This is a genomic window from Caballeronia sp. DA-9, from assembly GCF_051615025.1.
Classification (GTDB): domain Bacteria; phylum Pseudomonadota; class Gammaproteobacteria; order Burkholderiales; family Burkholderiaceae; genus Caballeronia; species Caballeronia sordidicola.
This window is the reverse complement of record NZ_CP195133.1, coordinates 1,269,723-1,289,511: the sequence shown is the minus strand read 5'-3', so window position 1 is coordinate 1,289,511 and position 19,789 is coordinate 1,269,723. Positions and strand designations below refer to the sequence as shown.

The 19,789-nt window shown below is 60.2% G+C and carries 18 protein-coding genes; 8 read left to right on the top strand and 10 right to left on the bottom strand.

Annotated features, from left to right (window positions below; translation table 11 throughout):
* The first annotated feature begins 53 nt into the window (after positions 1 to 53).
* The gene (locus tag ACRWA7_RS21950; RefSeq protein ID WP_082850349.1) at positions 54 to 371 is read left to right on the top strand and encodes a hypothetical protein; all 318 of its coding nucleotides are present in this window, start codon (positions 54 to 56) and stop codon (positions 369 to 371) included.
* 98 nt (positions 372 to 469) lie between these two features.
* Here ACRWA7_RS21950 and ftsB read toward each other — a convergent pair whose 3' ends face one another.
* The 7 genes from ftsB to ACRWA7_RS21915 form a co-directional block, all read right to left on the bottom strand.
* Positions 470 to 925: a cell division protein FtsB gene (gene ftsB, locus ACRWA7_RS21945; protein ID WP_060816885.1), complete on the bottom strand. Its 456-nt coding sequence runs from the start codon at positions 923 to 925 to the stop codon at positions 470 to 472.
* A 139-nt stretch (positions 926 to 1,064) separates the two neighbouring features.
* A complete protein-coding gene (gene eno / locus ACRWA7_RS21940; RefSeq protein ID WP_060816886.1) occupies positions 1,065 to 2,348 on the bottom strand; it encodes a phosphopyruvate hydratase in 1,284 nt (427 codons plus the stop codon).
* 85 nt (positions 2,349 to 2,433) lie between these two features.
* Positions 2,434 to 2,721, bottom strand: a complete 288-nt coding sequence (locus ACRWA7_RS21935; RefSeq protein WP_438396023.1) for a DUF1330 domain-containing protein — start codon at positions 2,719 to 2,721, stop codon at positions 2,434 to 2,436.
* A 69-nt stretch (positions 2,722 to 2,790) separates the two neighbouring features.
* Positions 2,791 to 3,645: a 3-deoxy-8-phosphooctulonate synthase gene (kdsA, locus tag ACRWA7_RS21930; RefSeq protein WP_060816888.1), complete on the bottom strand. Its 855-nt coding sequence runs from the start codon at positions 3,643 to 3,645 to the stop codon at positions 2,791 to 2,793.
* Positions 3,642 to 5,360, bottom strand: coding sequence for a CTP synthase (locus ACRWA7_RS21925; RefSeq protein WP_060816889.1), 1,719 nt, complete (start codon positions 5,358 to 5,360; stop codon positions 3,642 to 3,644). Before ACRWA7_RS21925 ends, kdsA begins: the two co-directional genes overlap by 4 nt.
* A gap of 144 nt (positions 5,361 to 5,504) precedes the next feature.
* On the bottom strand, positions 5,505 to 6,323 hold the full coding sequence (locus ACRWA7_RS21920) for an alpha/beta fold hydrolase (RefSeq protein WP_060816890.1): 819 nt from the start codon (positions 6,321 to 6,323) through the stop codon (positions 5,505 to 5,507).
* Positions 6,324 to 6,344: 21 nt separating this feature from the next.
* Complete coding sequence (locus ACRWA7_RS21915; protein WP_438396022.1) at positions 6,345 to 8,894, bottom strand: DNA internalization-related competence protein ComEC/Rec2; 2,550 nt, start codon at positions 8,892 to 8,894, stop codon at positions 6,345 to 6,347.
* 407 nt (positions 8,895 to 9,301) lie between these two features.
* On the opposite strand from ACRWA7_RS21915, the gene ACRWA7_RS21910 reads away from it, so the two are divergent.
* Positions 9,302 to 10,021 (top strand): class I SAM-dependent methyltransferase, encoded by a 720-nt coding sequence (locus ACRWA7_RS21910; protein WP_438396021.1) that lies wholly within the window; start codon positions 9,302 to 9,304, stop codon positions 10,019 to 10,021.
* 12 nt (positions 10,022 to 10,033) lie between these two features.
* Here ACRWA7_RS21910 and ACRWA7_RS21905 read toward each other — a convergent pair whose 3' ends face one another.
* Genes ACRWA7_RS21905 through ACRWA7_RS21895 form a run of 3 tightly spaced genes read right to left on the bottom strand, consistent with a single transcriptional unit; the run spans position 10,034 to position 12,792 of the window.
* A complete protein-coding gene (locus ACRWA7_RS21905; protein WP_438396020.1) occupies positions 10,034 to 10,822 on the bottom strand; it encodes a TatD family hydrolase in 789 nt (262 codons plus the stop codon).
* Positions 10,823 to 10,838: 16 nt separating this feature from the next.
* Positions 10,839 to 11,546, bottom strand: a complete 708-nt coding sequence (lolD, locus tag ACRWA7_RS21900; RefSeq protein WP_438396018.1) for a lipoprotein-releasing ABC transporter ATP-binding protein LolD — start codon at positions 11,544 to 11,546, stop codon at positions 10,839 to 10,841.
* Positions 11,539 to 12,792 (bottom strand): lipoprotein-releasing ABC transporter permease subunit, encoded by a 1,254-nt coding sequence (locus ACRWA7_RS21895; protein ID WP_438396017.1) that lies wholly within the window; start codon positions 12,790 to 12,792, stop codon positions 11,539 to 11,541. Before ACRWA7_RS21895 ends, lolD begins: the two co-directional genes overlap by 8 nt.
* 383 nt (positions 12,793 to 13,175) lie before the next feature.
* On the opposite strand from ACRWA7_RS21895, the gene ACRWA7_RS21890 reads away from it, so the two are divergent.
* From ACRWA7_RS21890 to lysS, 6 genes are all read left to right on the top strand, one after another.
* Positions 13,176 to 13,463, top strand: a complete 288-nt coding sequence (locus tag ACRWA7_RS21890) for a type II toxin-antitoxin system RelE/ParE family toxin (protein WP_075643214.1) — start codon at positions 13,176 to 13,178, stop codon at positions 13,461 to 13,463.
* Between the two features lie 15 nt (positions 13,464 to 13,478).
* A complete protein-coding gene (locus ACRWA7_RS21885; protein WP_438396016.1) occupies positions 13,479 to 13,781 on the top strand; it encodes a HigA family addiction module antitoxin in 303 nt (100 codons plus the stop codon).
* 44 nt (positions 13,782 to 13,825) lie between these two features.
* Positions 13,826 to 14,962, top strand: a complete 1,137-nt coding sequence (locus ACRWA7_RS21880) for a regulator (protein ID WP_438396015.1) — start codon at positions 13,826 to 13,828, stop codon at positions 14,960 to 14,962.
* Between the two features lie 13 nt (positions 14,963 to 14,975).
* The gene (recJ, locus tag ACRWA7_RS21875) at positions 14,976 to 16,682 is read left to right on the top strand and encodes a single-stranded-DNA-specific exonuclease RecJ (protein WP_438396014.1); all 1,707 of its coding nucleotides are present in this window, start codon (positions 14,976 to 14,978) and stop codon (positions 16,680 to 16,682) included.
* A 90-nt stretch (positions 16,683 to 16,772) separates the two neighbouring features.
* Positions 16,773 to 17,877 (top strand): peptide chain release factor 2 gene (gene prfB / locus ACRWA7_RS21870; RefSeq protein WP_099050469.1). Its coding sequence is split into 2 segments (ribosomal slippage): positions 16,773 to 16,853 and positions 16,855 to 17,877, totalling 1,104 coding nucleotides; the frame shifts between segments, so codons are not numbered across the junction.
* Between the two features lie 136 nt (positions 17,878 to 18,013).
* A complete protein-coding gene (lysS, locus tag ACRWA7_RS21865) occupies positions 18,014 to 19,540 on the top strand; it encodes a lysine--tRNA ligase (RefSeq protein ID WP_438396013.1) in 1,527 nt (508 codons plus the stop codon).
* The last annotated feature ends 249 nt before the right edge of the window (positions 19,541 to 19,789 follow it).

Below are 19,789 nucleotides of genomic sequence, written 5' to 3'. Positions count from 1 at the left end.
TGGAGGTCGACATGAAACCCCTTGGATGTGTATCGAAGAAACTGGTTGTTGTGATGTGTGGCGTTGCGGTGTTCTCGCTTGCCGGATGCATGATGGATCCGCCGGGACCATCGCCGGTTTATAGCCGTTTGCCCGCCGCACAGAATCAGGCGGCGCAACCGCTTTCAGCAGAAGAGCAGCAGCGCTACAACCAGATCGACCGGCAGGTGCTTGCCGAACAGCAGCAAGCCATGGCGGCGGAGGCTGCGGCCCAGGCGTACTCGCAGTACTATCGGCCGCCTGTGACGGTGTACGGCGGGTATTCGAGCGGCGGATGGGGTAATCGGTGGGGCACGGGTATTGGGTTCGGTTATCCGGGATATTACTGGTAGCACGAGCGGTTCTTGACCGCTTCATAAGCGCTGCACCGACAAGAAAAAGCCGTTTCAACTCGCGTTGAAACGGCTTTTTTTCAATCGTCCAGACCTGTTCAACCGCCGGCTTTCTTCTTCGCTGCGTCCTGCTTGTCCTTGGTTGCTTGCCGTTCGAACGCGCGGCGTTCTTCCTTCGACCGCGACACTGGATTCGGCACGACACGCAACGGCGCAGCCGATACCTGTCCACGCGTCGACGCATTCGATTGTGCGTTCACCGAGTTGGCCGGCGCAGGAGAATTCGGCGAGACGAACTGCACGAATACCTCACTGTCCTTCATCATGCCCATCTCGTAACGCGCGCGTTCTTCAACGGCCGCCGTGCCATTCTGCAGATCCGCGACTTCGCCTTGCACGCGTTCGTTGCGCAGCTTCAAATCAGCGTTCTTCTTCGTTTGATTCACCAGTTGCTGCTGCAGTTCGTGAACGCGCAACCAGCCACCGTGTCCCCACCACAACGGATACTGGATCATCGCCAGCAGCAGGATCAGGACAAAGGTGACAATCCGCATTTAAGAGGCGAGAGAAAAACGCTGGAACTCAACGGGTATTTCGGCGCCGCCCCGGGTTTGCTAAAACCCGGGGCGGCGGACTGAATCAATCGGCTACTTCCGGACTACTGCGTGACTATCGTCCGTTTTGATGAAAGCTTTAACGCAAATTGTAGAAGGCCGACTTGCCAGGATAGCTGGCAATATCGCCGAGATCTTCTTCAATACGCAGCAACTGGTTGTACTTCGAGATACGGTCGCTACGCGACAACGAACCCGTTTTGATCTGGCCGGCATTCAGACCGACTGCGATATCCGCAATCGTCGAATCTTCCGTTTCACCCGACCGGTGCGAGATAACCGCAGTGTAACCCGCGCGCTTCGCCATTTCGATTGCTGCAAAAGTTTCCGTCAGCGTGCCGATCTGGTTGATCTTGATCAGGATCGAATTGGCGATGCCCTTTTCAATGCCTTCTTTCAGAATGCGCGTGTTCGTCACGAACAGATCGTCGCCCACCAGCTGGATCTTCTTGCCGAGTTTGTCGGTGAGGATTTTCCAGCCGTCCCAGTCGCTTTCGTGCATGCCGTCTTCAATCGACACGATCGGGAATTTGTCGGCGAGCGTAGCCAGATAGTCGGTAAATTCCGCCGACGACAACTGCAGGCCTTCGCCCGCAAGCTGATATTTGCCGTCGTGATAGAACTCGCTCGCGGCGCAGTCGAGCGCCAGCACGACATCTTCCCCCGCGCGATAACCGGCTTTTTCGATCGCCTGCACGATAGTCGACAGGCACTCGTCATTGCTGCCGAAGTTGGGCGCGAAACCGCCCTCGTCGCCCACGGCCGTGCTCATGCCGCGGTCGCTCAGGATCTTCTTGAGCGCATGGAACACTTCAGCGCCGCAACGCAACGCTTCGCGGAACGTCGGCTGGCTGATCGGAACAATCATGAATTCCTGGATGTCCAGGCTGTTGTTGGCGTGCGCGCCGCCGTTCACGATGTTCATCATGGGAACCGGCAATTGCATGGCGCCCGAACCGCCGAAGTATCGATACAGCGGCAAGCCGGCTTCCTCGGCCGCAGCCTTGGCTACGGCCATGGAAACGGCCAGCATGGCGTTGGCGCCGAGGCGCGACTTGTTGTCGGTGCCGTCGAGTTCGAGCAGGGTCTTGTCGAGAAACGCCTGTTCCGATGCATCGAGGCCCATAATGGCTTCGGAGATTTCGGTGTTGATGTGCTCGACCGCTTTCAGCACGCCCTTGCCGCCGTAGCGGCCGGCTTCGCCGTCGCGCAGTTCGATTGCTTCACGCGATCCGGTCGATGCGCCGGATGGCACCGCTGCGCGGCCCATCGTGCCGGATTCAAGCAGGACGTCGCATTCGACGGTGGGGTTGCCTCGCGAGTCGAGAATCTCGCGACCGATGATATCTACGATAGCACTCATGGTTTCCTCAAGAAATGACGTTGAATCAGGTCAGACAGCAGGTCGGGTTCAACAGTTTGCGCGCGGAAAGATTGTGCCAGGCGCCTCAGACGCCTTCGACAACCATCATGTGCATCTCGGCCGCGCCGTCTCGCACGCTTCGCGCCGCTTCATACCCGGCTGAGTGGTACCACTTGACGGCGCTGTCGTAATCGTCGAATTCGATCACGACACCGCGCGGGAGCAGCGAACCTTCGAGGGTTTCGCTCTTACCGCCGCGAGCGAGGTAGCGCCCGCCAAATGCTTCGATTGCCGCAGCCGCCAGCGGCCGATACGCCGCGTATTTCTCCGGATCCGTAACGTTGGCGTTCACGATGACATAGCCTTTTGCCATTTCCTTTCCTCCCGATGCGATACAGGCGCCGCACCTGAATATCCAAGCGTGACGCCTTGCCTTGTTCTTTTAGCTGAAATCGTTCTCGAGGAACGGGCCGCTCTTCACGGCGCGATCCAGCGCGACGAGCGTCTCCAGCAGCGCTTCCATTCTGTGCAGCGGCACGGCGTTCGGACCATCGGACCTTGCGTTTGCCGGATCCGGATGAGTTTCCATGAACACGCCCGAAACACCCGTTGCGACCGCCGCTCGCGCGAGCACCGGAACGAATTCGCGCTGGCCGCCGGAACTCGTGCCCTGTCCGCCCGGCAACTGGACGGAATGCGTGGCGTCGAAAACAACCGGCGCATGGGTTTCCCGCATGATCGCAAGCGAGCGCATATCGGAAACCAGGTTGTTATAACCAAACGACACACCGCGTTCGCAGGCCATGAAACGGTCGTCGGACAAGCCGGCTTCGCGCGCGGCGTCGCGGGCTTTGTCAATGACATTCTTCATGTCGTGCGGCGCGAGAAACTGGCCCTTCTTGATATTGACCGGCTTGCCCGAGCGCGCGCAGGCGTGAATGAAGTCAGTCTGACGGCACAAGAACGCGGGCGTCTGCAGCACGTCGACGACCGATGCCACCGCTTCGATCTCGTGTTCCGAATGGACGTCGGTGAGAACGGGCAAACCGAGTTGTCTTTTTACTTCGCCGAGAATCCGCAAGCCTTCGTCCATGCCCAGGCCGCGAAACGATTTGCCGGAACTGCGGTTGGCTTTGTCGTACGACGATTTGTAGATGAACGGTACGCCAACCTTGGCGCAGATTTCCTTCAGCCGCCCGGCAACGTCGATTGTCATCTGTTCCGATTCGACCACGCACGTGCCCGCGATCAGGAAGAACGGCTGGTCGAGACCGACCTCGAAATCACACAGCTTCATGCTTGCGCTCCAACAGAGACCGCAACGGCCGGAGCCGGATCGGCCGCGATTGCGGCCTGACCGTTCGCCTGGAGCGCCTGATGACGGGCGCGCGCCGCTTCGACGAATTCCTTGAAAAGCGGGTGGCCGTCACGTGGCGACGACGTGAACTCCGGGTGAAACTGCACGCCGACAAACCACGGATGCATGGATTGCGGCAGTTCCATCATTTCGGGCAAATCCTCGCTCGGCGTGCGCGCGCTGATCACCAGCCCGCCCGCTTCGAGTTGCGGCACGAACCGGTTGTTCACTTCATAGCGATGACGATGACGCTCGTTCACATCCGTGCCGTAGATGCGCGCCGCCATGGTGCCCGGCTTGATCGGACATTTTTGTGAACCAAGGCGCATTGTGCCGCCCAGATCCGACTCTTCCGTACGCTTTTCGACGCGGCCAGCACGGTCATACCATTCGGTGATGAGCGCGACGACCGGGTTCGCGGTCGAGGTATCGAATTCCGTGCTGTTTGCGTCCGCGAGCCCCGCCACGTCACGCGCGAATTCGATCACGGCCAACTGCATGCCGAGACAAATGCCGAGGTACGGCGTCTTCGATTCACGCGCGTACCGGATCGCCTTGATCTTGCCTTCCGTGCCGCGCGCGCCAAAACCGCCCGGCACGAGCACGGCGTCCAGGTGCTTCAAGGCCGCAACGCCGTCCGTGTCGATCTGTTCTGAATCGATGTATTCGATGTTGACCTTCGTCGACGTATGAATGGACGCGTGCTTCAACGCCTCGATCAGCGACTTGTACGACTCGGTCAGTTCCACATACTTGCCGACCATGCCGATGGTGACTTCGCTCTGCGGATTCTCGAGCTTCTGCACGAGTCCCGCCCACATGCTGAGGTCGGCCGGTTTTGCCGTGAGCTTGAGCTCTTCGCAAATGATGTTGTCGAGACCCTGGTCGTGCAGCATCTGCGGAATCTTGTAGATGCTGTCCACGTCCCACACCGAAATGACCGCGTCTTCCGGCACATTGGAAAACAGCGAAATCTTCTGGCATTCGTCAACGGGAATCGGACGATCCGCGCGGCACAGCAGCACGTGCGGCGAGATACCGATCTCGCGCAGCTTCTGCACGCTGTGTTGCGTTGGCTTGGTCTTCAGTTCGCCCGCCGTGGCAATGTACGGCACGAGCGTCAGGTGCACGAAACACGCGCTGTTGCGTCCGAGGCGCAGGCTCATCTGGCGCGCGGCTTCGAGAAACGGCAGCGATTCGATGTCACCCACTGTCCCGCCAATTTCCACGATAGCCACATCCGGCTCGCCGCAGGTGGCCGCAGCCGCGCCGCGCTGCAGGAACGCCTGGATCTCGTTGGTAATATGCGGAATGACCTGCACCGTCTTGCCGAGATACTCGCCGCGGCGTTCCTTGCGGATCACCGATTCGTAAATCTGGCCGGTCGTGAAGTTGTTGGCCTTGCGCATCTTCGTGCTGATGAAGCGCTCGTAATGGCCGAGGTCGAGGTCCGTTTCCGCTCCATCTTCCGTCACGAACACTTCGCCGTGCTGGAACGGGCTCATCGTGCCGGGGTCGACGTTGATGTAGGGATCGAGCTTGAGGAGGGTGACTTTCAGACCGCGCGATTCGAGGATCGCGGCGAGGGAAGCGGCGGCAATACCCTTGCCGAGGGAAGACACTACGCCGCCGGTGACGAATACATATTTGGTCATCGCTAGGTGCTCGCGGGAAAAACGGATTATACCCGAAAGGCGCCTCCGGACCCAGCGCCGGATCGGCCAAATTACATTGTGCGACGCATATTTACGGGCGAATTAAATGCCGGCCCGGCGAAGTCCAACCGGTGTTCGCAGTTCCTATGTCCGCAGCCTGTTAAGCACGCGTTGCACTGCACGCGCGGTTTCCACCGGATGTTCCATTGGAAACAGATGACTGCCTTCCATCCATTCCAGATGGCCGCCCACGATCCGCCGCGTCATATCCAGCCCGACCTGCCTCACTTCGCGCGAATGCGTTCCTGCAATAAACCCGACGGGCACCGGCACGCCATGCGCCACCCGCGCGCCCAACGTGCGCGGCAAGGTCTTGTAAATGCGAAATTCGACCTCGCGATCGAAAGCGAGCCTGCGCGGGCTGCCTGAAGCACCCAGGTTTTCGTGGTCAGCCGGAATAGCGAAGTCGATGTAGTCGGACAACATCCGCTCGTCCCATCGCGCGAACGCTCTTTTTGCATGGAAATGGCGCCACGCTTCTTCGCGGCTTGACCACTGCACGCGGCGATTTTTTGTGGCGGCGGCGGGTGACAACCGTGTATCGAGCCCGGTCCATTGGGATATCCGCAGTAGATGGCTGCGCCAGCCCGCAATCACGGGCGAGTCCAGCATGACGACGCCCTTCACCCAGTGCGGCCGTTTGAGCGCCGCCATCAACGACAAATAGCCGCCGAGCGAATGCCCCACCAGCCAGACTTTGACGTCGTGAGGGCGGGTCGCTTCGATATCTTCAAGGAGTTCGTCCACGAGATGAGGCCAGTCGCGCGTGACCGGCAACCGCGGATTGTGGCCGAAGCGTTCGACGGCGCGAATCACGTAGTCGTCCGAGAGTTCGGCGAAGATCGTGCGATACGTCGACGCCGGAAATCCGTTGGCGTGTGAAAAATGCAGGATGTCTTTCAAGCCTCGTGCCCTCTTCTTTTATTACCGCCCCATCCAGTAGCGCGCGTGCGTTTGCCGGAACCGTTCGATGGAAACGTCCGCCGAGACCTCCATGCGCGCCGCTCCGTCTTCGTCGCTGCGAGACAACTCGATATGACGCAGCCGGTATCGTTCGAACACAGTCGGGTTTGGGTGATTGAAACGGTTGCGGTAGCCTACCTGAAATACAGCGACGCGCGGCGCGACAGCGTCGAGGAAAGGCTCGGAAGAAGACGTCTTGCTGCCGTGATGCGGCACGATCAACACATCCGCCCGAAGCAACGCCGGATCTTGTTGCAATAGCTGGCGCTCGACGTCTGACTCGATATCCGCCGCAAGCAGCGCCGAGCGCCCTGCCGCGCTTGTTATTTTCAGTACGCACGAAGTCGCATTCGGCTTCGTGGCAAGCGGGCCGGCGCGCGGCCACCGCACGTCGAAGACCACGCCATCCCATTGCCAGCGCTGACCCGCGACGCATCGCAAAGAGTCGCTGCCTTTTTCACGAGCCGTCTGCCAGAGAGTCTCGTGCGGTCGCAGTGATGCCACGAACTGACGCGCACGAATGCTTTCCAGCACGGCAGGCGCGCCTCCGGAATGGTCGGAATCCGAGTGGCTGATCATCAGTGTATCGAGCGTGAAAAGACCATGAGCAAGAAGGTATGGCACGACCAGCCGCTCGCCGGCGCGGGTCGATTCCGGACCCGGGCCTGCATCGAAGAGCAAGGTGTGACGCGCCGTTTCCACGACGACCGATGATCCCTGTCCAATATCGAGCGCCGTCACGCGGAACGCGCCGCCTTGAGGCGCGTGCGACGGAGGAAAAACCAGCGGCAGCCACGTCAGCGGCGCGGCAAATCTCAACGGCCAGCCCCGTGGGGCCAGTGCCCAGGCCACGCCGAAAGCAGCGGCGGTCATAGCGAAGGCATCTGGCTGCGGCAGGCGCCAGAGCGTCCATTGAGGGCCCGACATATGCGCGAGCACGTCGCACATGAGCGTCAGCAAACTGTGGGCGGCACGGTAGGCGAAACCATCGAATGGCGCAGGCAGCAGTACGGCGATCAAAACTGTTGGCGTAGCCAGGAAACTGACCCACGGAATCGCGAACGCATTGGCGAGCGGACCAAGCAACGGGATCTGAAAAAACCAGTACGCCGTAAGCGGCGCAAGCCCGATGGTGATGGCGTACTGCACGCGCGCACTTGCAGCAATCCGGCGGCCAACGCTCCGCGCGGCACGCTTGAGCCACGATCTCGAACGAGCGCTTGATCGATGAATCGCATCCACGATCCGGTCGCGCCAAAGCCGGCGCGCTCGTGGCTGACTATGCGCAATATCCGGGATCAGGTCTTCGTCACGCCCGGATTCGGCCGGCTCGTCCGCAATGCCGACCGACGCCCTCCTTCCTCTCGATGCAATCGCAAACAAAATAGCGGACACCGCGCAGAACGACAGCCAGAATCCCGCCGCCGTGACCGCCCATGGATCGAGCAGCAGCACGAGCGCCAATGCCCACGCGAGCACCAGCGACGAAGCAGGCCTGCGCCCGCTCAACACAGCGAGCGCAACGAAGCACAGCATCCACATCGACCGTTGCGCGGGCACGTTGAAGCCCGCCAGCGCGGCATAAAAGGCCGCGAATGCGGCCGCGGTCGCTGCAGCCGCTTTTTGCGCCGATACGATCAGCGGTAACGGCATGCCGCGCCATCGCAAGCGTCGCCACAACCATCCGCCGATCGACGCCGCAAGCCCCGCGACAAATCCAATGTGCAGTCCGGAGATCGCCACCAGATGGCTCGTGCCCGTTGCGCGCAGCAAGGCCCAGTCGGCGTCGCTGACCACGTCTTGTGCGCCAACCGCAAGCGCGACCACGATTCCCCGATGCGGCGCGCCAACCAGCGCCGCCAGCACGCGTTCACGCAACCGGGCACGCCAGCGGTCGATGGTCAATGCAAAACCGCGTGCGTCGGCGCTCAGGCGGCGGGCCGACTCCGGCATCGATACATAGCCGGTCGCACGAATGTTCCGGGCAAGCAACGCCGCTTCAGCATCACGGCCACGGAAATTTGCGTTCCCATGCGGGCGCTTGAGCCGCGCGACCAACGTCCAGCGCTGGCCTGCCCAGAGCGGCGGAGGCGGCGCGGCGGCCGGCCCTCGCCTGGATGCGTCGACTGCCATCCAGGACAACTGCACAACGCGCGGAAAATTCGCGATTTCCGTTTCATTCGACTCGACTTCGAATAGAAAACGCGTTCCGTCCTCGCCCTCCAGCGGCAAACCACGCACAAACCCAGTCAACTCGATATTGCGGTTCTCGAACGCCACGGGCAGCGTGTATTGCAAACGCGCATCGGCGCGCCACGCGGCATAGGTGAAACCCACGATAAACGCGGCGACGATCAAGCAGGTGTTACGCGAGCGCGGCACGTAAAACGAGAGCAGACAGGTGCACGCAAAAGCACATAAAGCGGCGCAAATAAACAACATGCTCGGCAACGCAGTCCGCTGTTGCAGCCACACAATGCCAAGAGCAAATCCGACCAGCATTCTCCGCACGCCCGCTCCTCAGAACCTTGATGCGAGCGCAAATGCATCGAAGGGCGCATTCCCTCCGATGCCTGCAATCGAACAATTATAAAAACTGATTATGCTGAGATAAACGCGTGCCGGGACAGCACGCCGACCGCGTTAGCCGTTGTGCCTAGAAAATTGCGGGCAACCCAACATTTGCAACTCGAAGCCGACATCAACAGGCTTCGGACGCGTATGCAATTGACACCTACACGTTCACACAATTTTTAACGGGAAAGTAACGGAAACCGCGAGCAGTGAGCGGATATAGTGTGAGTGCGCTTCGCGTGATTTTTAGGATATTTCCAATCCTCCAGATTTTGCGAATAATGTAGTAAAGCTTAATAGAATTCCCCTGATTGGTCCGATCAGAATCTACATCAAAGAACACAATGCTCCATCAAACTGTTAAAAATTATTCTGTCATTTCGCACATCGCGGATTCGAATCTCGTCGCGCGTGGAGACTCCGCCTCGCCGAAAGAAGTGATTTTTCACATCCTGCAGGACAATAAAATCGATACCGAGGTGCTTGACATTGGATTCGGGGGCGGCAATTTGGGCGAAATGATTCGACGTAATCCGGACACTTCACATTGGTCGGTCGATGGCATAGACGGATTTCTTCCGAACTGCCATAACCAGAATTTATTTGGGAAAAAACTATACCGAAATGTCTGGCATGGACTAGCGCAGTCAATGCCGTCGGATATGTTTTCAAAATACAAGATTATTTGCCTTCTGGATGTAATCGAGCACCTCACGCTGGATACAGCCCGGTGGCTTTTGCGTACATTGCTCACAGGCATGGGAGAAGACTCCTACCTGTTTATCAGTACGCCTTTGTGGTTCTACCCGCAAGGGAACATACAGAGCGGCGACCTGGAGGAACATTTGATCGGCGTTCCCGCGTCATCAATGATGGCGTTAATGCCGTACATGTACGCAGTCAACGCACCGCTGGTCGGCGGGTTTGTACTTGGCAAGAGAAGTCTTGATTTCATCGAGTTCTTCCATCCAACGACCGACAAGAATTTCTCGTATGAACGCGGAATGGCGGTTACGCAAGCGGTCGGGATGCAATGCACGCCGGGGCATCTCTATAAACTTTGATAATGGACCCGTTTATGCCGGGATAAGCGCAAGCCGCGGCAACGCGGCGTGTGCGCTAGCCGTTGTACCGAGAGAAAGCGTCTCCTCGCTGATGCCGCGAAGCTCAGCCAGCACGCGTGCAATACCCGCGACCTGATCCGGCGCATTACGGCGTTTGTAGATCCACGAGGGCGCGATATCCGGCGCATCGGTTTCGAGCACGATTGCATCGATAGGCAAGTCAACTGCCAGACGCCGAATCTGCCGCGCGCGTTCGAACGTGAGGTTGCCGCCGAAACCAAGCCGCATGCCGTGCGCAATAAACGCCTCGGCCTGCTGAAAACTGCCGTTGAATGCGTGCGCGATGCCGGTTTTCACGCCATGCATGCGCAGCCCTTTCAGCACTTTGTCCTGCGATTTGCGCACGTGACAGATGACGGGCAGATCGAAATCACGCGCGAGCTTGAGCTGCTCGTAGTAGAAGAAGGTCTGGCGTGCATCGTCGAGACCGGGCACGAAGTAATCCAGTCCGATCTCACCAATACCCACGAACCGCGGGTCATCCATGCTTGCCGCGATCCGCTCGCGCAACAAGTGCAGGTCGTCGTCTTGCGCGCGCGGCGTGAACAGTGGATGAATGCCAAGCGCGTACGCCCCGCCTTCAATCCGATGCGCAAGCTCACGCACAGTGTCGAAATTCTGGCGCTCGACACCCGGAATCACGATGCGCTTGACGCCCTCTTTCAACGCCGCAGCCGCAACGTCATCGCGGTCGGCATCGAATTCCGAAGCATCGAGATGGCAGTGCGTATCGATCCACATGAACGCCTCCGGACAGCTAGACAGGAACGACCGGCTCCTCGAACAGCACGCCGTCGCGCAGGCGCATGATGCGGTCGCAGCGCGCGGCCAGGTCGGGATCGTGCGTGACGATCACGAAACTCGTTTCGAGCGTCTGCGACAACTCCAGCATCAGGTTGAACACCGTATCGGCCGTGCCGCCGTCGAGGTTGCCGGTCGGTTCGTCGGCGAGCACGCAGGCCGGGTGCGTCACCAGCGCCCGTGCAATCGCCACGCGCTGGCGCTCCCCTCCGGACAACTCGCCCGGCCGATGTTTCGCCCGATGCCCTATGCCCACGCGTTCCAGCACGTCCATGGCCTGCTTGCGTGCATCGGCCTCGGTCATGCGGCGGATGCGCAGTGGCATGGCGACGTTGTCGAGCGCGCTGAATTCGGCGAGCAGATGATGGAATTGATACACGAATCCAAGCGCGCGATTGCGCAGTTCGTTGCGCTCGCGTTCGCGCAACGCGGTGAATGGCTTGCCGAGCAGCGAGACCTTGCCAGCGCTGGGTTCGTCGAGACCGCCCAACACGTGAAGCAGCGTGCTCTTTCCTGATCCCGACGCGCCGACAATCGCCAGCTTTTCGCCGCGATGGACCTGCAGTTCGGCATTGTCCAGCACTTGCACGTTGAAGCCGCCCTGCACGAACGTCTTCGAAATAGCCGATGCTTCCAGCACGATGTTGTTCGACACATCACTCATACCGCAACGCCTCCGCCGGCCGGACCTTCGCTCCGCGCCAGCTCGGATAGAGCGTCGCGAGCGATGACAATACAAACGCAATCAGCCCGATCCGGATCACGTCGGCGGGGACGAGTTCGGAGGGCAATTCGCTGATGAAATACACCGAAGGCGGCAGGAACTGCACGCCAAACAGATGTTCGATACCCGGCACGAGCCAAGGGATGCTCCACGCGATCAGGCATCCGAGCGTCACGCCGATTGCCGTGCCGATAAACCCGATCGTCACGCCCTGGATCACGAAGATCTTCATGATCGATCCGGGCTGCGCGCCGAGCGTGCGAAGAATCGCAATGTCCGCTTGTTTATCGGTCACGGTCATCACAAGCGACGAAACCAGGTTGAACGCCGCGACCGCGATGATCAGCGTCAAGATGATGAACATCATGCGTTTTTCGATTTGCACGGCCGAGAACCACGTCTTGTTCTGCTGCGTCCAGTCGCGGATGTAAAGGTCGCCGGAGAGCGTGCGCGAAAGCTGGCGTGCAACTTCCGGCGCGCGCTGCATGTCCTTCAACTTCAGGCGCACGCCCGTGGGCGCGGGCAAGCGGAAAAGCGCCTGCGCGTCCGAGATGGCAATCAGTGCGAGCGAAGAATCGTATTCGTAATGCCCTGACTCGAACACGCCGACGACCGTGAACTGCTTGAGCCGGGGCAACATGCCGGCCGGCGTGATCGTCCCTTCGGGGGCGACCAGCGTGATCTTGTCGCCCGTGCCCACCCCGAGATTGCTCGCGAGATCGCGTCCGAGCACGATGCCAAAGCCGCCCGGCACGAGATCGGTGAGCTTGCCGCCCTTCATCTCGCGGCCAATATCGGATACTTGCGGTTCGAGCGACGGTTCCACACCGCGCAACGCCACGCCGCTGACCGAGCCTTGCCGCGTGAGCAGCGCCTGCGCGTCCACATAGGGCGCCGCCCCGATCACTTCCGGGTTCTTGCGCGCTTCCTGCGCGGTCAGTTGCCAGTTCGGCATGGAGCCGGTCGGCGAGAAGATTTCCACGTGCGCGAGCACCGACAACATGCGGTCGCGAACCTCTTTCTGAAAACCGTTCATGACCGAAAGCACCACGATCAGCGCGGCCACGCCGAGCGCGATGCCGGACATCGAAACCAGCGCGATGAACGAAATAAAGCCGTTACCGGTAGTGCGTTTGCCGGCGCGGGTGTAACGCCAGCCGATCTGCCATTCATAGGGAAGTTTCAAGCGATTCCTTTCAGCGTCTAACGTTCTTCGATCTTCACATCGCGCATTCGATCCGAGGCCGGAACCGTCGTGATTCGCGCCGTTTTTATAACCCGATACTGTTTTTCAGGCCGGCGGCAACGTCGCCTCCTGAATCCTTGCGCATCGATCAAGCGCGAAGTTTGCCACACAATTCTTAGGCACTCCTTTAGCGCGAAGCACCCAGCGCATGCGCAAACGCGTGCGAAACGCGTCAATCAGGCCACTCGGACGATTTCGCGCCTTCGCGCCGCCGTTCATACTCGTCTGGCTCTTGCGCCGCACGATTGCCTTCAAACACCCATCCCGGCTTTCACGTGGATCCACCAACTTAACTCTTTACGTATTACGCAAAACGTAATACGATGACCATAATGATTCAAACGTTCCGATGCAAGGACACTCAGGCACTGTACGAAGGCCAAACGCCGAAACGGTTTCAGGCAATCGCGGACATGGCGACCAGAAGGCTCTCGGCGCTGGATGCGTCGCACGAGCTGCGTGACCTGAAATCGCCGCCTGGCAACCGCCTCGAACGGCTCTCCGGTGATCGCCGCGGCCAGCTCAGCATCCGCATCAACAGCCAGTGGCGCGTTTGTTTCAAATGGACGACGAAAGGTCCGGTCGACGTCGAAATCATTGACTATCACTGAGCAGGTTTATTCACCATGTCCAAGAACGGAATGCGCGCAGTCCACCCAGGCGAAATCCTCCGGGAAGATTATCTGGTCCCGCTGGAAATGAGCGTGAACGCGCTGGCGCTGGCGCTCAACGTGCCCGCCACGCGGCTGCATGAAATCGTGAAGGAGCGGCGCGGCATCACGGCGGACACGGCTTATCGCCTCGCACGCTACTTCGACACAACGCCCGAATTCTGGCTGAATCTTCAGGCCATGTACGACCTCAAGACCCTGCCAACGCGCAGTGAAATCGATCGCAAGGTCGAACCGCGCGAGGCCACTCGCGCGTGAAGCTCTGATCCAGGCAGCAGAAGCGCCGGGCCCTTTGCCCTACAATGCCCAGCATCATGCCTACGCCCAAGCTCCACGATCTCCACCTTCTACTGCCGTTCGCGCTGCCATCGGCCGCTGACGCGGCAACTGCGCTGCATACCCTCGCGCGCCCCGCGCTCGATCGCCTGCTCGCACGCGCGACGCTCGACGAACGCGTGATCGGCGAGGATTTCCAGCGCACCTTGCCGCACGAACGCTGGATTGCGCGGCAATTCGGCGTGGTGAACGAGCTCTCGCACGCGCCCTCGAATCGCGCTTCGTCTAAGTCCGCCAGCGATGAAGCGCCGCTCGCGCCCTACATGCTGCTCGCCGACGGAGGTTCTCCCGGCAACATGACGTGGGCGTGCGTCGAGCCGGTGCATGTGCGAATTGCGCGTGATCATCTGGTGCTGATCGACCCGGCGACGCTGGGTGTCGAGGATCACGAAGCACGCACGCTATTCGATGTCGTCAAGCCCCTGATAGAAGATCTCGGCCTGACCATCCAGGCGCCGCAGCCGGTGCGCTGGTACGTCAGCGGGGAAAGTCTCGGCACGCTCGCCGGAGCATCACCATTACGCGCGAGCGGGCGCAACATCGAGATCTGGCTGCCGCACGAGGCCGGCACCGGCGAGCGCTCGCGGGCATGGATGAAGTTGCAGAACGAAGTTCAGATGGCGTGGTTCGAGCATCCGCTCAACGAAGCGCGCGAAGCCCGCGGCCTGCCGGCGATCAACTCGATCTGGCTGCACGCGCAGGGCGCCATGCACAACGTAAGGAGCCCGTTCGCGCGAGTAATGTCGAACGCGGCGGCCACGCGCGGTCTGGCGCTTGCCGCCGGCATGGTTCCTGAAGCGCCACCGGTTTCGTACGCAGCGCTGGAAACCGCTCAACTCCAGCCCGACGGACGCACGCTCGTCGAACTCGATCCGTTCTCGGCGCCGTTTATCGAACAGGACTGGGCGCGCTGGAATGACGCTCTCGGAACGCTTGAACGTGACTGGTTCGCGCCGGCCCTTGCTGCGCTTGAAAACGGCGCGCTCGGCACGTTGCGCCTGACCTTGTGCAGCGATACAGGCTCCGTTTCCCTCACCGTCACCCGCGGCGCGCTGCGCAAATTCTGGCGGCGACGCCCGATTGCCGCGCTTTTCATCGAATAAGAAGTTCAAACGAATGACCCGAATCGTCACCCGCGCCCCCTCTCCCGCCGACGCCGCCGTCCTCGTGCGCCACGGCGTTCACCCGGTTATTGCGCGCCTGTATGCGTCGCGCGGCGTGTGTTCGCCGGAGGAAATCGAAACCGAACTGAAGAAACTGCACGCGCCTGTGGGACTGAAGGGCTGCGATGAAGCTGCGTTCGTTCTCGCCGATGCACTCACGGCGAAACGCCGCATGCTCGTGGTAGCCGATTACGATTGCGACGGCGCGACCGCCTGCGCGGTCGCCGTTCGCGGTCTGCGGATGTTCGGTGCGCAGATCGATTATCTGGTGCCAAATCGCTTCGAATACGGCTACGGCTTGACGCCCGAAATCGTTGCGCTGGCTGCCAGTGGCCCGGGCGGCAAGCCCGATTTGCTGATTACCGTGGACAACGGCATTGCCAGCGTGGACGGCGTGCAAGCGGCGAATGCACTGGGTATCGATGTCCTCGTCACTGACCATCACCTGCCCGGCGACGAGCTTCCGCCTGCGCGCGCCATCGTGAATCCCAACCAGCCAGGTTGCGGATTTCCGAGTAAATGCATCGCGGGCGTGGGCGTGATCTTCTACGTGCTGCTCGCGTTGCGCGCAGAATTGCGCCGTCGCAACGCGTTCACGGATGACGCGCCCGAACCGCGCCTTGACGGCCTGCTCGATCTGGTCGCGCTCGGAACGGTCGCCGACGTGGTCAAGCTCGATCCGAACAACCGGATCCTGGTGGCGCAGGGCCTGAAGCGGATTCGTGCGGGACGCATGCAGCTGGGCATCGCGGCGCTGTTTCGCGCGGCGGCACGCGACGCGCGCGCCGCATCGAGCTTCGATCTTGGCTTTGCGCTCGGCCCTCGGCTGAATGCGGCCGGACGGCTCTCCGATATGTCGCTCGGCATTGAATGCCTGATCACCGACGACATTGGCCGCGCGTGGGAACTCGCGCAGCAACTGGATTCCATCAACCGCGAGCGGCGCGAAATCGAAGCCGGCATGCAGGAGCAGGCGCTGGAAGAACTGGCGAGTATCGATCCAGCCGATTCGGCAACGCTCACGCTCTTCAATCCGGCGTGGCATCAAGGCGTGATCGGGATCGTCGCCGGGCGTTTGAAGGAGAAATTTCATCGACCGTCGTTCACGTTTGCCCATGCGGACGAAAGCGGGGTTTTATCGAAGGGATCGGGGCGCTCGATCGCCGGATTTCACCTGCGCGATGCGGTGGACCTGATTTCCAAACGCGAACCGGGAATGATCGTGAAATTCGGCGGTCACGCGATGGCCGCGGGAATGACCATTGTCACGGCCGATATCCCGCGCTTTACCGCCGCGTTTGAAACAGTCGGGCGTGAGTGGCTGACAACGGACGCTTTATCGCGCGTGGTTGAAACGGACGGCGAACTCGAAGACGCCTATTTCACGCCGCAATTCGTCGAACTGATCGATAACGCGGTGTGGGGCCAAGGCTTTCCCGCGCCCGTGTTTTCCGGCGAGTTCGAGGTGGCGTCGCAGGCGCTGGTAAAGGACAAGCATCTCAAGCTGCAATTGCGGCGCGGCCAGCAGCGCTTCAACGCCATCTGGTTCAACCACACGGACACGTTGCCGAACCGGGCGATGGTGGCATACCGGCTGGTTTCCGACACGTGGAACGGCGTGGCGCGCGTGCAGATGATCGTGGAACATGCGCTGGGATGAAACGCGTATGCCCATCCTGCGCGCCCGCCCGGCACGCGTTGCGGCTAAGTTATAATTTCGCTCTTAGCCAAAAAACCTGAAAACGATCAAATGGAAGCGGAACGCCTAAACGCAATCGAGAACCTCCTCGCCGACCTGCGCCATCGCGCTGGCGAGCTCCGGGGGTATCTTTGACTACGACGCCAAGGCTTTACGCCTGGACGAAGTCAACCGGGTTCTGGAAGACCCGAACGTCTGGAACGATTCGAAAAACGCCCAGGCGCTAGGGCGCGAAAAGAAACTGCTCGACGGTGTCGTCACTACCATCACGGACCTCGATAACGATCTTCGCGACACGCAGGATCTCTTCGACATGGCCCGCGAAGAAAACGACGAAGACACGCTCGTCTCGTGCGAAACAGACGCGGCGGCGCTCCAAAAACGTGTCGAAGACATGGAATTCCGCCGGATGTTCTCGAATCCGGCCGACCCGAACAATTGCTTTATCGACATCCAGGCAGGCGCCGGCGGCACGGAAGCGTGCGACTGGGCGGCCATGCTGATGCGCCAGTATCTGCGCTACTGCGAGCGCAAGGGTTTCAAGACCGAAGTGCTGGAAGAATCCGACGGCGACGTAGCCGGCATCAAAAGCGCGACCATCAAGGTGGAAGGCGAGTACGCATACGGTTTCCTGCGCACGGAAACAGGCGTTCACCGGCTCGTGCGCAAGTCGCCGTTCGATTCGTCGGGCGGACGCCATACGTCTTTTTCATCGATCTTCGTTTATCCGGAAGTCGACGATTCCATCGAAATCGATATCAACCCGGCCGACATTCGCACGGACACGTATCGCGCGTCGGGCGCCGGCGGCCAGCACATCAACAAGACCGATTCCGCGGTGCGCTTGACGCACGGGCCGACGGGCATTGTCGTGCAGTGCCAGAACGACCGCTCGCAGCACCGGAACCGCGCCGAAGCCATGATGATGTTGAAGGCCAAGCTGTACGAGTTCGAAATGCGCAAGCGCCAGGTCGAGAAAGACAACCTGGAAAACAGCAAGACCGACGTGGGCTGGGGTCACCAGATTCGCTCGTACGTGCTCGATAACAGCCGGATCAAGGATCTGCGCACGAACGTGGAAATCAGCAACACGAAATCCGTGCTCGATGGCGATCTGGACGACTTCATCAGCGCCAGCCTGAAACAGGGCGTGTAAGCGAGGCGCCTGATTCAAGGCAGCCTCACAGCGTTTTTTTTTGCGGCCCTCCACCGGACCACGTTTGCCATCGCGACACATTCCCAGGCCGGCCGCATTCACCGTCGCATTCACCGCATTCATCGCCGAAGACATCATGACCGAACCGACTCAGCCGGGCGTCGCTCCCGAACTGGAAGAGAACCAGATCCTCGCCGAGCGTCGCGACAAACTCCGTGCGCTGCGCGAGCTTGGCGTCGCATATCCGAACGACTTCCGTCCGACGCATCAAGCCGCCGCGCTGCAATCCGACTACGCCAGCAAAGACAAGGAGGCGCTCGAAGCCGAGCCGCTGCAAGTCGCGATAGCCGGCCGGATGATGCTCAAACGCGTAATGGGCAAGGCGAGCTTTGCGACGGTGCAGGACGGCAGCGGCCAGATCCAGTTCTTCATCACGCCCGCCGACGTGGGCCAGGATGTCTACGACGCGTTCAAGAAGTGGGACCTGGGTGACATCGTCGCGTCGAAGGGCGTCCTGTTTCGCACCAACAAGGGCGAATTGTCCGTCCGGTGTACGGAGTTGCGCCTTCTGACCAAGGCGCTGCGCCCTCTTCCCGACAAATTCCACGGTCTTGCCGATCAGGAAATGCGCTATCGCCAGCGTTATGTCGATCTGATCGTGACGCCGGAAACGCGCCAGACGTTTATTGCTCGGACGAAGGCGTTCGCGTCGATCCGCAGTTTCATGGCGAAGGCGAATTTCATGGAAGTGGAAACGCCCATGCTGCACCCGATTCCGGGCGGCGCGGCGGCAAAGCCGTTCGTCACGCATCACAACGCGCTCGACATGCAAATGTTCCTGCGTATTGCGCCTGAGCTGTATTTGAAGCGGCTGGTCGTCGGCGGTTTTGAACGCGTGTTCGAGATCAACCGCAATTTCCGCAACGAAGGGGTGTCGCCGCGACACAACCCCGAGTTCACCATGATGGAGTTTTACGCCGCGTACACGGATTACACGTGGATGATGGACTTCACCGAAGCGCTGATTCGCCAGGCGGCTATTGACGCACGCGGCACCGCGAATATCACGTATCAGGGGCGCGAACTCGATTTGTGGAAGCCGTTTCACCGGCTGACGATTTGCGAAGCGATTCAGAAGTACGCGCCGCAATACACGAACGAACAACTCGCCGATGCCGCGTTCCTGCGCACGGAGTTGAGGAAGTTTGGCGTGGATGCGTCGCAGCCGCAGTTCCTGAATGCCGGCGTTGGATCGCTGCAGCTTGCGTTGTTCGAGGAAACAGCGGAGTCGCAATTGTGGGAGCCGACGTTCATTGTCGACTATCCGCTGGAGGTGTCGCCGCTGGCGCGGGCGTCGGATACGGCTCCGGGCATCACCGAGCGTTTCGAGTTGTTCATCACTGGGCGCGAGATTGCGAACGGTTTTTCCGAGTTGAACGACCCCGAAGATCAGGCCGCGCGTTTTCAGAAGCAAGTCGACCAGAAGGATGCCGGCGACGAAGAGGCCATGTTCTATGACGCCGACTACATTCGCGCGCTCGAACACGGCATGCCGCCAACCGGCGGTTGCGGAATTGGTATCGACCGGTTGGTGATGCTGCTCACCGATAGCCCAAGCATTCGCGACGTGATCCTGTTCCCGCATTTGCGCCGGGAAGACTGATCCGCTTAGTGACAGCACGTTTGTAAAAAAGGCGCGAAAGCGCCTTTTTTGCGTCATGGCATGCGGCAGAGTTTGTAACTATAGGTAAAAACTGACATTTGAGCGGCTGCGTCAATGAGTTTATATGGGCGAAAACCCTTGGCGGAGCGAGTTTCTCAGCACACCGCGCTCCCGGTGCGTTTCTTGCATTATCCGTTCACATCTAAAACGTTACAAATTGATAAACCTGGCATTCCGATGTGCGCCACA

What these genes read in the sequence shown, in the direction of transcription:
- lysS (WP_438396013.1), top strand. Translation starts at nt 18,014, where the DNA reads ATGACCGAACCGACTCAGCCGGGCGTCGCTCCCGAACTGGAAGAGAAC.
- ACRWA7_RS21890 (WP_075643214.1), top strand. Translation starts at nt 13,176, where the DNA reads ATGACCATAATGATTCAAACGTTCCGATGCAAGGACACTCAGGCACTG.
- ACRWA7_RS21905 (WP_438396020.1), bottom strand. Translation starts at nt 10,822, where the DNA reads ATGTGGATCGATACGCACTGCCATCTCGATGCTTCGGAATTCGATGCC.
- ACRWA7_RS21885 (WP_438396016.1), top strand. Translation starts at nt 13,479, where the DNA reads ATGTCCAAGAACGGAATGCGCGCAGTCCACCCAGGCGAAATCCTCCGG.
- kdsA (WP_060816888.1), bottom strand. Translation starts at nt 3,645, where the DNA reads ATGAAGCTGTGTGATTTCGAGGTCGGTCTCGACCAGCCGTTCTTCCTG.
- lolD (WP_438396018.1), bottom strand. Translation starts at nt 11,546, where the DNA reads ATGAGTGATGTGTCGAACAACATCGTGCTGGAAGCATCGGCTATTTCG.
- ACRWA7_RS21935 (WP_438396023.1), bottom strand. Translation starts at nt 2,721, where the DNA reads ATGGCAAAAGGCTATGTCATCGTGAACGCCAACGTTACGGATCCGGAG.
- recJ (WP_438396014.1), top strand. Translation starts at nt 14,976, where the DNA reads ATGACCCGAATCGTCACCCGCGCCCCCTCTCCCGCCGACGCCGCCGTC.
- ftsB (WP_060816885.1), bottom strand. Translation starts at nt 925, where the DNA reads ATGCGGATTGTCACCTTTGTCCTGATCCTGCTGCTGGCGATGATCCAG.
- ACRWA7_RS21910 (WP_438396021.1), top strand. Translation starts at nt 9,302, where the DNA reads ATGCTCCATCAAACTGTTAAAAATTATTCTGTCATTTCGCACATCGCG.
- ACRWA7_RS21880 (WP_438396015.1), top strand. Translation starts at nt 13,826, where the DNA reads ATGCCCAGCATCATGCCTACGCCCAAGCTCCACGATCTCCACCTTCTA.
- ACRWA7_RS21925 (WP_060816889.1), bottom strand. Translation starts at nt 5,360, where the DNA reads ATGACCAAATATGTATTCGTCACCGGCGGCGTAGTGTCTTCCCTCGGC.
- eno (WP_060816886.1), bottom strand. Translation starts at nt 2,348, where the DNA reads ATGAGTGCTATCGTAGATATCATCGGTCGCGAGATTCTCGACTCGCGA.
- ACRWA7_RS21950 (WP_082850349.1), top strand. Translation starts at nt 54, where the DNA reads ATGTGTGGCGTTGCGGTGTTCTCGCTTGCCGGATGCATGATGGATCCG.